The sequence below is a fragment of the Saccharospirillum salsuginis genome, assembly GCF_014651855.1.
GTDB classification, from domain to species: domain Bacteria; phylum Pseudomonadota; class Gammaproteobacteria; order Pseudomonadales; family Natronospirillaceae; genus Saccharospirillum; species Saccharospirillum salsuginis.
In genome coordinates this window covers 384,709-401,391 of record NZ_BMXR01000005.1, presented here as the reverse complement: position 1 = coordinate 401,391, position 16,683 = coordinate 384,709, and the positions used below count along the sequence as shown (strand labels likewise).

Annotated in this window: 1 protein-coding gene (only partly in view); it reads left to right on the top strand. The window is 57.1% G+C overall.

All coding sequences use genetic code 11. The annotated features are described in order from the left end of the window. Window positions 1-16,683 carry part of the coding region annotated (locus IE111_RS12255) for an Ig-like domain-containing protein (RefSeq protein ID WP_194523969.1) on the top strand (this coding region is incomplete at its 3' end). Its footprint begins 15,993 nt before the window's first position, so 16,683 of the 32,676 annotated nt are shown.

Genomic DNA, 16,683 nt, shown 5'->3' with positions numbered 1-16,683 from the left:
TCACAACCGATCGTGGCCGGAAGTGTTCTGGATATCAGCGAAAACTGGCTGCTTGCCTCCGGACACAGAAAGACAGCAACCTGGCTACAAGCCATGGGTTGTGAGTTCATCGCTCGGAGCAGTCTGGACGAACCGTCCAATGCCACGGATTCCAGCATTCTCACGCTGATGGATACGTCGAATACAGAAGACGTTCGTGTGTTCACTCTCCCGAGTGATGCATCCGCCAAGGATGCCCTGATCCATCGCGACCGGCTCTGGGTGGCGGCCGGCAAGGCCGGCCTGGTCGGTTATGCCGTCGACAACCCGGACGACATCCAGATCATCGGCTTGTCGGGGCTGCAAAGCGGAGGCATCGATGCTCATGGCCTGACGCGTGTCGGCAGTACCCTTTTCGTAGCGACTACCAATGGTGTGGTGGTGCTTGATGTACGTGACCCACGCGCGCCCCTGGTGGTGTCAGCGGGTAACACCGAGTCGGTGCTTGACGTCAACCTGTTCAAAGATCGCCTCATTGCAGCAGGCGGTATTGGCGGTCTGCGCAGCTTCCAGTTGCCCGGCGCCCTGGTCGTGTCTTCATCGGCCGACTCCCGTGATCGACTGACCGTTCCGGAAGCTGAACAATTCACCCTGCGTTTCAATGAACTGGTCGAACCGGGTTCACTGGAAGAAGACGGTGCCGTATCGCTGGAGTCCATCCACCCGGATACCCTGGTTCGCACTCCGGTACCGGTGTCGATCACACCGGTGTACTACGGCGACCTGTCTAACGCTACGGACCGCTACACCGTCAGTTTCGCGGTAACGCCTGACATGCACTACGAGCTCAAAGTGGACTCGGCCCGTAACGTTCGGGGAGGTGACTTGTGGGTTCCGTATGAAGTCGAGTTCACCATTGTGGAGGACGGACTGGCGCGTCCCGATATTCAGAGCGTTGAACAAGGTGCGTTTAATGTAGGCGACGAGCGCGACCTGATCATTCGCGGCGAGGGCTTCCAGGCTGATTCCGTCGTTAAAATCGGGGCCCGGTCATTTCCTGTCGACTGGTTGGATGAACATACCTTAAGGGTCAATAAAGCCGAACTCTCTCAAGCGATATTCGAAGCGGGTCAATACGCGGTTGAAGTCCATAACGGCTCCCTGAGTGATCGTTTCAATGCCGGCGTCATGATTGGCGAATCCATCGACGGGGTCGCGTTCGATCTAAGCCGGAGCACCATGTCCGTAAAAGGTGGCATTACAGTCTCTGCCACGGCCGACAAGTCGGTATTGCTGCCAGGCGCCACGGTGCGTCTGGTCGGCCGCACCAGTGGAACCGTCTGGGAAACGGGTGCCACACCGTTTGAAGACGGGGAAGTCGAGACCACCATCGACCTTAACGAAGACATCGAAAGCCAGTCGAGCCTGACTTTCATCGCGCCCGGCGTAATAACCGCCGAACTGGTGGATGTCTGGATTAATCTACCCGGCGGTGAGACTGTGTCGGCGGGAACGCTCTCCTACACCTACCCGAATGGGCGGATGCTATCACTGCCGAACTATCCGCCGATGGTGGCGGGTGCCATTCTGCAGACGGACGATACGCTTTTTGTAGGCGTCGAATCGGGACGTCAGCCCACAGCGTACAACCATTTTCTGATGGACGCCGGTCTTGAGATCTATGACGTCTCACTGTACGACCGGCCTGTGCGTTTGTCCCAGCTGCCGCTGGATGAACCGGTCACCGGTTTGGCAAAGGTCGATCAGTTGCTCTGGTTGGCCAATGGGGCTGACGGTATTTCTCTGGTTGATATCAATCGTCTGGATGAACCACTGGAGTTGGGTCGCTGGCAATTGGCCGGTGGCGATGTTAAGGATCTGACATACAGTGATCGTCTTGACACAGTTGCGGTACTGGTGGCTGATGAAGCCAACCAGTCCGGGCGAATCCAGTTCTATCAAGCGCACGGCACAGGGCTCAAGGTCGACCTGGATTGGCCGGACCTGCGCTTTTCGAACGGGGCGGATCATGTAGGCATACCCCGGGCGCTGGAATGGAGTATAGACGGCGAGCTGGTGATTTTGGTTGAAGGTCCGAACGGGTGGTACACCCTCTCGATCGACCCTCAGACCAAGGCTATTGAGCGCAGCGCTGTAACTCTGGCGGAGCCGGGATCGGTCGAGCACGTTTCCATGACCCTGGCCGGCGATCGTCTGGTGCTGGTCACTGATCGTGTCTGGCAGGTATTGGAATCCGATGAGTCCGAGGGTTGGGTGCCGGTTTATTGGCAAGTCCAGGCTGACGACAATACCGTTGTCTCCAGCCAGCAACAGCAATCGATTACGACAAACTCGGATGGGCTGGTCGAAAAATCATTGCCCTCCTTCCAGGTCACCTCCGTGCTTCCCGAGCCCGGTTCTATTCTGACCGATAACGATGCGATTCAAGTCGGGTTCAGTCAGTTACTCAATACGGACCCTGCCGTTATCGAAGCCGGTGTATCCATTTTGTCGGACGATGGTACTCCGTTGACCGGTGCGACTGTGGATGCCATCAACACGGTTTATGGCGGGTTGCTGACAATCGATGTTTCATCCATTACAGAACCGTCACCGTCCATCAATTTGGTTCTGAACGATACTCTTCGGGATATCTCAGGTGCAGCGCTTGAACCGGTGCAATATGGTTTTGACCGTTTGGCGGGTCAGCGCCCGCAACTGGAGCATGTGCAGCGAGTCACCGATGCGGGTGAAACCAGCCTGCATTATTTCCATGCCGATGGCACCGAAAAAGCTCTGATTACCGGAGAATTCCTGAATATACCGGCGGATCACCTGGAATTGAAGGTAGATGATCAGACCGTGGCGGCCGACGACATCACCGTGCTGGATGACCAACGCATTCAGTTCACCCTGCCGGCCATCGAAACCGGGTCGGATCCGTTGGCCCTGACCTTGACGATCACCAATACAGACAGCGGTGTGACGGCTCGCATGGCAGGTGCGGTTGTTGTATTGCCATCGCTGTCGGTTCAACACATCGAACCGGCCAGTGGTCCGATCCAGGGTGGCAATCGGGTCACCCTCTATGGGGCCGGTTTTACCCCCGGTATGAACATCTGGTTTGGTGGCCAACCGGCGGGTGATATCAAGGTATTGTCCGGCGGAGCCGCGACTGTTCGCGTACCGGCAGGCAGCTTTGGCGAAGTGGTTGTTTCAGCAAGCAGCCCCTTCTTCGAAGACCAGCCGTTCGAGGCGGCCGACCCCTATTTCTACACCGGTCAGCAGACGGGTGGAGTCAACCTGGACGATGGGGCAGGCCAGCCCATTGCTAAAATGACGACGAATGGTCAACTGGTTTATGCGATAACAGGTGGCCAGCATCAATTAACCGACGAATTCGGTCATACCAAGACACTGAGCAGCCAAACCGCCCGATTGGTACTTCTGGATGTCAGCGATCCGGTAAATCCCATCGTGCTGACCAAGGATCAGGTCGATGAGGAAGCGAAGTATTACCACTTCGAATACCCGGGGCAATTATCTCCACTCGGTTTCACCGATATGGCCCGGGTCGGCACCCAATTGTTTGTCTCCGGCGGAGACAAACTGTTCGTGTTCGATACCACGATCGCCAATGATCCTATTCTGACTCGCACCAAGACACTGACAGGCAATGCCCGAGTGTTGCTGAACGAGGGGAATCTGCTGTTCGCGTTGCACTCGAAGGGCGTATCCATATTCGACACCAGCCGACTGTTTGAGCCGAAACGGGTGGCGTATCTGTCCAGTCAGGACCTCGGGGGAGTGGTGAGCCAGGGTGTCGTGATGAACGATCGACTCTGGATCACGACCCAGGACGGTCGACTCCGCTCCTTGTCGCTGGTGGACGGCGCCTATGAAGTTCGCACCGAAGCCGAATTAAAAGATGGCGCGGGGCGCACCTTCCAGGCCGGTGGTTTGTGGGTGAGTGACAACCTGATTCTGGTCAGTGCCCGTTCGTTTGGCAGTATCCAGGCATTTACGCCGGGCATCGACGGCTGGGAGCGGCAAGACGAACTGAATCTGACCCATTTGAACGCCTCTTCGCAACTGAGCGCTGGTCAGTTGTCCGTACGTGGCGCCCATTTGTTCGTTGCCGCCGGCGAAGGAGACCTGCAGGAATACGACATCAGCGGTTGGCTGAACGGAGAATTCGATCAGTCTCCGGTGTTAATCGATTATTTTGGTGTGACGGGCAATGTGGAAGCGTTCGCCTTGAGCGAAGATGCAATCTACACCGGTTCGCGCTTTGGCGTAGTGGGTGGCTCTGGCCGTGACAATCCCGTTGACGATGTCGGCAAGGTAAACACCCTCGGCGGGGCACTGGGTACCTTTGCTGATCCTTCATTTACCGTGCTGGAAGCAAGCCCGGCTCCAAATGGATGGGTCTCCGGATTTGAACCTGTCCGTATCCAGCTCAATCGAATCGCTGACTACGATCAGGTAACGGCAGGCTCCGGGATGCTGACCGTTACCCGCTCAGGTGTGGATGTCGCCGGTTATCTGACCCAATCGGTAAACAATGCCGGCGGACGCCTGGAGTTCACACCGAACCAGGCCTGGCAACCGGATTCCGAATACCGCATACGCTTGTCCGGGGATCTGATCGACTTGCATGGCGACACTTTGGGGTATGATCAAAGCTGGCGCCTCTATGGTACAGAACACAGAGCCCCCTCGCTTTATGGTGTAGAGCCAAGTTTCGGAAGTTGGGCCGGCGGCAGTGAAGTTGTGGTTTCGGGCCAGGGTTTCGGATCGACGACCCGATTCAGCTTCGGCGGTATCGAGGTATCGTCGGAAGACATTCTATCGTTGACCGCTTCCGAGGCTGTGTTGAAGGTGCCTGGACACACCAAGGCCCGGGACGCCAATGTCACCGTAGGCGTGACGGTGGCCAATGGGCCGAGGAAAGCCACTCGGCTGCGTGGTTTCACCTATACAGCCGAACCACGCATTCTGGCTATCGGCCAATTCACGCCGTCCAGTGGAGATATCGACTATTCGGATAGACGCTTCCTGTTCAGCCGTGACGAAGTCATGGCGATCAGGGCGGCCGGTCTGTCCGAACAAACTCGCGTATTGCTCAACGGCGAACCGGCGACTGATGTCACTCTGATCAACGAGTCGACCCTGGTCGTTCGGCTTCCCGAAAGAGCTTTGGGCACGCTGGGCGTTCAATTGGTCAATGGAGCGGAAACCAGCGTCGTCAATCGCGATGCCTCGATTTTGTTGTCTACCCAAACTCTGATCGAACAGGGTCGAACGTTTGCCGTAAACGGTGACCGGATAGTGGTCGGTGAAGGCAATGGTGTAAGGCTTTATCAATTCCTGAGTGACACCGACCTCAATCGACTCACATCCATGGGCATTAGTGATGATGTGATCGATCTGCATCTGGGCAAGAACGATCTCTTTGTGTTGTCGGCGGATGGCCGGGTAAGCTTCTTTGACATCAGCGATCCGCTGGAAGCGACATTCGTGGAATCTTGGCAGGGACCGAGCGGAAGCCGTAGCCTGAGCGTTCATCAGCGAGACTTGGCTGTGGTGACCGCGGGCGGCGCTTACCTCAAACCGCGTCAGGCAGATCTCTTTACCCGCTTGTCCGGTTCGGCGCTTGATGCCTTCGCGCATGCCAAGGGTTTGATCCTGGTGCACGCGGACCGGGCCGAGGTACGGTCCTGGTCCGATCCGGATACTGTGACCCATACAGAAACCCTGCCGAATGCATCGAATGAGTGGCGCTTGCGCTCCAACCTGGCAGGACGACTGTTGATGACCACGTCGGACCAGTTTGTGGCTTGGAATACATTGCCGTTTGTCCTTGGTAACTCCCATGGACTGAACACGATAAGCGGTACCGGTTCACCGGCGGCCCTGATTCAGGATTGGCGACTGGAACAATCCGGTGAAGACTGGAAACTTCACAACGGGCTTCTTGAAACCGCGGACTTCGGGGTGGACATCCCCAGCCAAGTCGACTTGGACGATCTGGCTCTGACTGAAAGAGGTCAGCTACTTTGGGAACAGTCCGGTCGAGTGCGCAGTGCAGTCCTACCGATTCATGCGGTCAATACGGTTGAGTCCCATATCGGAGCTGCTGACGATTCGATCTCTCTGTCGCTGAGCGGTTCAGTGGACAATTGGCAATCAGTCGATGTTCGACTGGAACAGTCGGACAATCAAACGCCGTTGGGTGTGACAACCACCTTGACCGGACATCGATTGTCGATTTCGCCTCAAGCCAGTTTTGAAGCGGGTACGCGCTATACGCTGACTTTGGACGGGCTCGAAACCGATCTGTCGGGCGTCGACGAACCCGCCCAGTTACAGTTCCCGCTGGCGGCGGATGCCGTGTTCGGCTTGGAATCGGCCGAACTGGATGGCGTATCGCCCCAGATGGTGCTGGAAAATTCAGCATTCGATTTGACACTGTCTGGTTCGAACCTGTCTGAAGTCACCACTTTGTCGGTAGGGGAGCTGTCGTTCGGCCCTGATGATTGGGTTCTGTCGTCCGGTGAATTGACCTTGAACCTGAGTGTCGGGGAAGCCGGTCGATTGGACATACGCTGGCAAAGCCAAGGTACTGACCGCGTGATAGGCGGGGCTTTGGAAGTCGTGGCCGCATTGGCCATCACCGACCTGTCGACGGATCATGACCAGGGTGGCACCGCTCTCTCCCTGGGGGGCGGCGATCAGGTGTCGTTTACCGTACCAGCCTTGCGCAAGGAAACGATTGCCGTTCACTGGCTGGAAAGCGGGGAGGCAATAGGCCCCGAAAACCGCATGGAATTCGAATACAGCGGCAATACCATCCGGCTGCAGTCGCCGGAAGGAACGACTGGAAAACAGGTTCGGCTGGCCCTGGTCAGGTCGCGTACTCAGGAATCACTTATTTCGGAAACCCTGCTGACCTACGTTGATGATGTCGCTCCCAAGGTTACCGTTCAACAAGCATTGGGTGACAAAGGGCGCTTTGCGTTCTCAGCCGATGAACCGATCAGTTTCGATCGATTCACCGCCACTGCCAAAGTCGAGACCTATGAATCCAATGGCTCCGAAGACATTACCGACTGGTTCAGTTCGATTCAGTTGAGTGATCGATCCTATGCGATTCAACTGAACGAAAATAAAGTGTTGCCCGCCAACCGGACTTACTTTTTAAGTGTCTACGGCATAGCCGATAACGCCGGCAATCTGTCGAGCAACGGCTCGGGTGATGCCACGGGCCAGTTGAGGCCGACCTACCAGGCACCCGATACACTGGCACCCAGAGAGGACAGTATTCAGGTTTCTTCCGGAGGCGACATCCTGGTGGATGGCCACGGTTTTATAGCCGGCTCTCGACACATTCTGGACGTGACCGCTGAGGACAACCGTCAGTCCTCGAGCGAGTTGGACTACGACTATCGGCTGTCCGCCAACGGCGGCATCAGCTATTTGACGGGCTGGAACCGCATCAGGAACAAGCGTTTCGAGCTCAATGTCGACGACCGGTTCGACTCCGACCTTACGTTGGAAATACGGGTCGGCGACGGTTCAATGTCCACGATCAAACGATTCCAGTACAGCGTACAGGCGGCCTCTATCCAACTGGCCGATAATGGCTTTGCCGTTACTCCCGTTCAGCCGGAAGAAGGTCAGTCGATCGACATCGCATTCGAGCTTGAGGGCAATCTCGAATTGATTCGTTCCCTGGCGGTCTATGTTGATGGTGTAGCCATTGATTCCGCATTCAACCAGGATACCGGCCTGGTCCAGGCCACTTGGCAAGCCGAGGCTCTGGAAGCCTACGGTTCAAATGGCAGCGAAGTGGATTTACCCGTAAGGCTCGGCGTGACCTATGGGGTAGAGCACCAGGTGAAGTTGTTCGACCGCCAGTTCACCTTGCTGCCGGATTCAACCGCACCCCGAGTCGCCATTGTTTCGCCTGCGGATAATTCGGCTCTGCCCGAATCGATGCCGCTGGAAGTGTTGGCGAGCGTGAACGACGGTACCGGCATCGAGAATATTAAATGGTGCGAAAACCTCGTCGGTCAACCCGCCCAATGCATTGAATCACAGAGCAGTCGCTATGGTCTGACCGGTGACTATCAGGTGGGCGATAGTGTCCAAGTCAACGTCAGGGCGACCGACGTTCGCGGCAATCAAAGCGAAGCGGTTGGTATTACCTTTACGCTGGTCGATGAACTGGGCTCGGTGCCTTACATCCGGTGGCGGCAGCCGCAAGACCAGTCGAACCTCTACTCGGGTCAGACGCTGAATTTCGAAGGATCTGCGGCCGATATTGATGCGGTGAACGTGACCTTGTGGATCAATGGCGAAAGCGACCATGCCGACAATCCGGAATCCGAAGCCGTTGTCGTCCAACAAGATGCATTCACGGGCTCTATGTCGATACCTGTTCGGAGTGCGGATACCTGGGCGACACTGGTAGCGCATGCCGAAACCTCATCCGGTAAAACGGTTCGGGATCTCCGCTCAGTACTGATTAAGGCAGATGATGGTCTGCCGCAACAGGCTTCAATTGAATTACAACCGGCAAGCGGGCTGTACTCCGGCTTGATGGCACGCGTGCGTGTCGCACCGCCTGAGGGTATGGCAGACTTCGATACGTTGTCCTCGTTCGACGTCGTCGGTGACAGCCAGACCCGGACTTTCCCGATGACAGCGGCGGAACAAACCGTACCGGTGGGTGCCGATTCCCTGATGGTGAGAACCCGCTTGCGTGATCTCTCCGGCAATGACGTCACAGTAGAAGAAACCTTTGCGACAACGCCATATCTCAGTCCAGAACCAATAGCCATTCATGCCCTGGCCACGAGTGAGGAGTCGATCGTTATCCACGGTGAAGTGACGGATGACCTTTGGATCGTCAATGGCTATACCGGTATGACTTTGGGTGTCGACAACAAGGTTGTTCATACCGTTACAGATGCCACAGCCCAACGTGCCTGGATGAGCGGAACCTGGTTGGCTATCGAACACAATTCTGTTGGTAACCAATATCCCGTGTCCGTATTCCGCAAAGTAGACGGTCACTGGACGTTCGTTTCGGAAACCACCCTGAATGGCCGACCCGAAGGGCTATTCGACAATGTGCTGGTGACCCGCAATGGGCGTTATGTCTCGGCTTGGCTGTTGGGTGAATCGGCACCGGTATCCGTACCGGGCGTTGCCCTGGATTCGGCCATCCAGGATGTTGCCGTGAATGGCAACCGAGTCTGGGTACTGACCGCCGACAAGCTGTCTGCGCTGCTGGTCACCGTGGGTGACGCCGTGACCCTGACACGTCGGGAAAGTCACAACTTGAATGAATCGGGTGAAGGACTGCAGCTTCGTGTAACACCCCGTTATGTCTATGCATTGGGCACCCATGACGTTCACGTATTCGATCGCGAGAACCTCGGGTGGAGTGAGATGACGCTGCCTTCCTCCCTGGATCGGGGCGCTGCCTTGACCATGGACGACGGTTTGCTCCTGTCCTTCCACGATGCGGTACCGACGCGTGTCATCGAAGGTGGCGATACCCTGGGTTGGATGCCCGAGGTGTATCAGTCTCTGGCTGGCTCTCCGCTACGCTTGGTAGCCCGCAACCGGAATACCGGCGAGTTGGTTGCTTTTAAACGGGATCACGCACCGGAAACCCTGCCCGTAACCCATCAGTCGGCGGGGCAGGGTATATGGGTCGCTGTCGGCGATGGTTTGTCACCGTCGAAGTCGATTGAATTCCGAAACACGGCCGATCAGCCCGTGACGGCCTTGTGGGTCTCCGACCCATTGGCATTGGCTTCCAGCCTGCCGGATGCCTTCCTCCAGGGCGGCTATTTCCTGAGTGGCGCGGACGAAGAACAAACGGTCACACTAAATCGACCGGGCGCTACTTGGAATGTCTCCGGCCAGGTTACCGTACCGGCCGACGGCGATAGCCTCTCTATATCTCCAGCCGAATCGGCCTCCTTTGCCAATGGTGGGTTGATCCCGGTTGTGGTGCAGTCGGGTAATGACGTGACTTTGTCTGGCCAGGCCGCGGGCCAGGGTATGGTGCTGCCAGCCATGAGTTGGCTGGATGCGTCTCTGGAAGAACCCTCAGCCCTTCTGAACGTGATTGCCGGTGAGACAGAGCAGAGCGTTCAATACAGTCTCAGTCCTCTGTCGGTCAGCGGAGAAAGGGTGACACTCGCATCACCGCTGGCCAATGACACCTTCGTTGAAGGCGAGCGCATTCCGGTGGACTTGTCCACCGTTGTGGATGCCGACGTGCGCTGGATCAAATTGAGCCTGAACGACTTCAATGGCGCTGTTATACATCGGCAAATCCTGCCGGACGGGGACATTAAAACCGGCCTGACAGCACCGTTCGTCGATGTTCAGTCCACCTATTTCCTGAAAGTGACGGCCTACGAGACCGATCAACACATTCCGGTCGTGACCGAGGTGCCCATCCGAGTCTTGCCGGATACCCAGGCCTTGTCCCCCGTTTTGACCGGGCTGGGATCTCATGCTATTGCCGGTAGCCAAGTGCGGATCGGGGTCGAGGCTGATCATGCCAGCGTTCGTGAAATCCGCGTATATCAGGGGCAGACTCTTCTCGCCTACGGACAGAACAGTCTGACCGTCACCGTGCCCGGAGAGGCTGATGCCTTGAAGATTCAGGGGACGGCCGTTTCCGTGGACGGGCATCGTTTCACCACGGAACAAAGCCTGGAGGTTTTAAAGGGGCCGGTATGGCAGACGACGGAATACACTGCCGAACATGCTCTGGCCAGCCGACAGGGTTTGTGGACCAGTCGCTCGGAAACCCTCTATCTGAACGGCGACGCCCGTATCGACACGCAAGGCACCGTGGTGTCCCTGGCCGGATACCGGGACCGCTTGTTGGCATTGACTCAGGAAGGCGAACTCTGGTCCGTCCGATTGGACGGAGAAAATGCCGAGCGGATTCGGAGTTATGATTTTGAAGGCCGGCAATTGGTGCTCTCCGGTGGCTGGCTGTTCCTGCTGGACGCGCAGGGGAATCTGTACCGGACACGAATTAACGAGAGCCTTGATGAGGCGGCATCTCCTCTGCTCACTAATGTCACTGCAGTGCGAGCAAACGGGGACCGTGTCCATGCGTTAGCCTCCAATGAGCTCAAAACGATTGACCGGTCGGGTCAGGTGTCGACGCTCTTTAGCGGTGAATCAGACCTGATCAGACTGTCGCACGGAAAAGAGACCATCTGGATCGCCGACGAAGCCGGAACGATCCGCGGTGTCGATCCCGTCTCGGGCCGCGCTCAAACAGTTGACCAGCTCGGCCAGCCGGTGATTGGCCTCGTCGAATGGGATGGAGTCGTCTTCGTGGCCGACCGATCCGGAAACCTCCATGCCTACAGCGCCACACGTTCACCGAATGCGCTGGGCACATGGTTTGACGTATTCGAAGAAAACGCGACCGATTTGATGGCGTGGAACAATGGCCTGATCGGTTTGGGGGCCAACGGCTCACGGCTGACCAACATTGGGTCCCATTTGCCTGGTGGGACGGAACATCAAGCCGAAGACTTGGGGGCCGTGACGGATATTCAGGCGGCGAATGGCCACTTTACGGCGCCGGGGGGCAGTTATGGCGCTGTGCTGGGCACGCAAACCGGGTTTGAGTGGACGCGTTCTGTTTATCCTGTGGGTGGTTACGCCGGTCGTGCTGACGCCACAGCGGTAAACGGCAACCACTATTTCATCTTGCAACAGGATCGGCAGCGTGTGTTGGCGATGGACCAGAATACCGGAGCGATCCGCACTCTGGTCTCTGGTTTGCCGGTTAGCCAATTGGCCGCCAGTGAGACCGCGATCGCCGTCGGTTACGACAATGAGATTCGCCTGTTCGATGCCGAGTCCCTGGCGTTGATCAGCCGTCATGTATTCAGTGATGCCACTGTGGAACGGTTAGTGATCGACCGGAACCTGGTGATATTGACCTCCGACCAGAGACTGTATCGATTGAATATCGGGACGGGATCCGAACCGGTCCAGGTTGGCCATTACACGGGCTCGGATATCCGTGACCTGTCGCTTGCGGGCCGTGAACTGCTGATGGCTCAGGGTAACGACATCAAAGCCGTTGATATTCTGAGCGGTGCAACCCGGCTTTATTCCCAGGCGAGCCAGGTCCTGTCCGTCGACTGGATGGGTCGGGATATTCTGTTCGTGGAACAACAGGATGTGACCCGCATTCGCCACATTCCCTTCCAAGCAGAGACTGCCGAAACCGCTCCTATATTCGAGAGCGCAAATACCCTTTCGCAGTTCGACTATGACGCCCACCGACTCTACATGGCGCATGGTGACAAAGGGCTGAGCGTCCAGCGATTGGCCTTGGACCGCATACCGGGTGAACCTCGTATCAATACTCTTGAGGAGTCATGGGAACTGGGTCGGCCATTACGGGTGGCTCTGTCCAGTGAACGCTCACAAGCAGCCTATCAACTGGATGGAAACGATCACGCTTATCTCTTCGGTGCTGGAAACGACGGGGTTTATACCCTGAACCTGAGCGGTGACGAAGTGTCGGGGCAGAACCTGGCTTTGAATCTGGACGCGGTCCAAATGAATGGCCCGATCGCGCATTCCGGTGATACGAGCATCGAGGTGGTTGGCAGTTTCCAGACGGACGCGTTGTCCGTCGGCCTCAGCGCACAAGGTCGCTATACCGCGACACCGGTGCAATTGAGTGCGACCGTCAATGGCCAGGTTTCGAATGTTCGCGAGATCCAGTTCTATGCCGCTGCTCCGGCCAGTAGCGACTTCAAACTGGTTGCTCGCGATCGGTACGCACCTTACGAGGTGGATTTGAACGCGTCCACAGCCGGTGACTATCAATTCCGTGCGCGGGTACTCACCACAAACGGCCAGTCGAGGGACAGTGAAGTTCTTATCTTCCCGCGTGTCGATGATGAGGCAGCTCCCTCGGTTCAGATCGAAGTCCCGGACGAACTGATCGCCGGTCAACCGCTTCATGTCGATGTCACCGTAACCGACGCCGAAGCCGGCCTGGAATCGGCCCGTGTCTATTTGGATGGGGCTTATCGACAGGAGATCCTGGGTGGCACCACCACTCGCATCAGCCTGCCGGCCCTGACCGACGGCAGCTATACCCTGAGCATCCAGGCGGAAGATAAAGCCGGTAATACCGCTACAGGTTCCGAAGTGATCAGCATCGTGGCCGATGCCGAACCGGTATTTGAAAGTGCAACGGCGACCGACAGCATTCGCGAACGGACCGGTCTTGAAGTGAGCTTCGTCGCCACGGATGATGTTCAAGTGCAAAGCGCGTACATTCTCTGGAATGGGTCCCGCAAGGACCTGACCGGTGGCACCAATCGCCTGGTAGTATCCGAGTACATCCGCGATGTCCGTACAGAGCGAGTCGACGGATCCGTCACTCAGGACCTCACCATTGGCATAGTGGACAGCCAGGGCCAGGAAACCACTCAAACTCTGGCTGTAACCGTCAACCAGGACTTGCCACCGGATCTGTCCGGCATGGACGTCTTGTATCCGGACACAGCCGTTCGTGGCCGCAGCATTCTGATGCAGGTCAAGGGACTGGGCAGCCTGGATGATGGCGGCCGATCCGATTTGACGTTGGAAGTCTTGTCCGACGGTGAATTGCTCGCCAAACCCGGGCTCAATGGTGACTTTGTTACCTTCAGCCTAGCCGTACCGAAGGCGGCCCCAAGCGAGTGGCCGATACGCATCCGGGTGACTGACGGTCTTGGGCAAAGCACCACCAGCGATGCGTATCTCATTACCACAGTAGGGCAGCCGAACAAGATTACGATGTCCACGGAGCGCGGCAACTCCCCGGATGAAAGCCGGGTCGGCGCTCTGGCCCGCTTTGATGCCAAGGTGGTCGATGATGCGGGCATCGCCGTCGCAGGCCAGACGGTACGCTGGCAACTGACTTATCCCGGCGAAGATGAACCACGTGACCTCGGAACCAGCGAGACAGACGCCGAGGGTATTGCCACGTTGCAGATGCTGACGCAGCGGAAGGCCGCCGACTATACGGTGGGAGCCATCCTGCCCGAGTACCCGGGCGTGGCGAGTGCTTCGAAAGCCTGGACCCTGAACCCCGGGGTGCCCGAGAAGGTGTTGTTGAATCACTTACCGGCGGTTCGGGTAACGGAGTCGATCAACCAGAACTGGACACTGTTGGACATCGCCGGTAACGAGACCCAGTCCGATTCTGCACTGGCGTTGACCGTTACCTATACCAACACGGTCGCTAACGACGATTATTTCGGAATTTCTGGTGAATCGACCTTGACGGTTGTCGACACCGCCAACACCACGGCGGTCGAAGGCGACTTGGCGAACGGCGACTTGGTCTATCAGTTGACCGCACCGACAACGGCGGGACTGCATTCCCTCGCCTTCGGATTCGACGGCCAGCCGCTGGACGTTATGTACGACCACGACGGCGATGCCGACACCCAGGCCGTCGCCATCACCGGATTGGACTGGCGAGTCGAACCGGGTGAACCCGCCGAACTGGTGTTCGTCGACGGCGAAACCGGCGACGCGGTCGATACCGCCCTGACTCGCACCTCGAAACAGGCGCACGACTTCGAAGCACGCGTGCTCGACACCCACGGCAACCCGGTCGACACCATCAACGGCTTGCCGACAAACGGCCTGCTCGGGCTTAGCTGGACCGGGCCCGCGACCATCAACGACCGGACGGAAGATGCCACCCTCGACATAACACGAGGCGTAACCGGCTTCGCCATCGAGCCGACAGATGTCGGCCAGTTCGAACTGAGCGTAAACGAGATTTCCAGCCCGTTTGAAAGCGCTGACCTGTCCGCCACCGTCTCGATCGAGTTCATCTACGCCGACCCGGCGGTGGAATCCTTCAACTATCGCCTGGGCATCAACGACGACGCCGACGTTATCGATATCTGGTTCGACGAAGCCGTGCGCTTACCCCAGGACCTGATCGACAGCCTGTCGGATGAAGAGTTGAGCGGCCAGATCGCCACCATAAGCGGCCAGGAATGGACCTACAAAGGCAGCTTCAGTAGCGATAGTTCGGATCGCATCCGTTTCACCTTCGGACCGGACAACGATGATGCCATCTGGAAAGCGGGTCAATGCGCCACGATCAGCTTCGAGGAATCCAAACTGGTCAGCGTGCAAACCGGCAACGCGGTCCAGCAGGACGTGATCGAAGTTTGCCCGTTAGATGCCAGGCTCCGACTGCACGACAACCAGCGCTTCATTCTGGCCAACCAGACCTACAACCAGGCGTTTGTGTGGTCCGACTACTTGAGCGACTCCGATCGCAGAGCCCGCCTCAGCCTTCACGTGAATGGCGAACGCCAGAGCGACAACGCCGTTGCCTATGGCGTGCGTATTCCGTCGATGGCTGAACTGGGTGGCGAAGACGGCGCGACGCTGACCGTGCGTGCCGAAGGCAGTTACTACGATGCACAGGGTGTTGAAGTACCGATGGCGTTCTACAACGAACTTCAATACCAGGTGTTCTCACCAGACGGCGACGCGGACAACGACGGTGTAACCAACAAGATCGAAATCGGTACGCCGGGGCTTGACCCGACTAATCCAGATTCGGATGGGGATGGTCAGCCGGACTCCGTGTCTGATTTGGTGATTGAGGGAACCAACGGCGCGGATGAGCTGCATGGTGGGCCAGGGGATGACAAGATCAGCGGCCTGAATGGAAATGATGTTATTTACGGCTACTTCGGTGATGACATCCTGACTGCCGGAAACGGTAATGACAAGCTGTATGGGGGCGCCGGTAACGACACCTTGAGCGTGAACGGTTCGGGCAGTAATGAGCTTTATGGTGGCGATGGAGATGACACCCTGACCAGCGGCTATAGCACCGACCGCCTGGAAGGCGGTGCTGGAAATGATCGGCTGGAAAGCGACTATCGTTATTCACGCGACCGTTATTGGTTCTACCCCGGCTTTGGCCAGGACGTCATCAAGGACTACAGCTATACCAGCTATGCCGACATCATCTACTTCGGTGAAGGCATAGCACCGGAGGACATTACTTATCAACGTGATGGCGAGGACCTGTTGCTGAACCACGTCAATGGCCAGGACAGTATTCGGGTCGAACTGTGGTTCAACAGCTTCAATTACCACATCGAGAAAATCCGATTCTCCGACGATACGGTTTGGTTGGATGAAACCATTACCGATGAACTGTTGACGGTTGTCGGCACCAGTGGGGACGATGTGATCACAGGCGTCAACAACCATACCGACAGGCTTTATGGCGGTGATGGTAATGACACCCTGTCCGGCCTGAGTGGCAACGATTACCTCTATGGTGAATTGGGCGATGACATGCTCAAGGGGGGTAACGGAAACGACTACTTGGAAGGCGGACACGGCGATGACACTCTGATTGCCGGAAACGGTAATGACAAGCTGTATGGGGGCGCCGGTAACGACACCTTGAGCGTGAACGGTTCGGGCAGTAATGAGCTTTATGGTGGCGATGGAGATGACACCCTGACCAGCGGCTATAGCACCGACCGCCTGGAAGGCGGTGCTGGAAATGATCGGCTGGAAAGCAATTATCGTTACTCACGCGATCGATATTGGTTCTACCCCGGCTTTGGCCAGGACGTCATCAAGGAT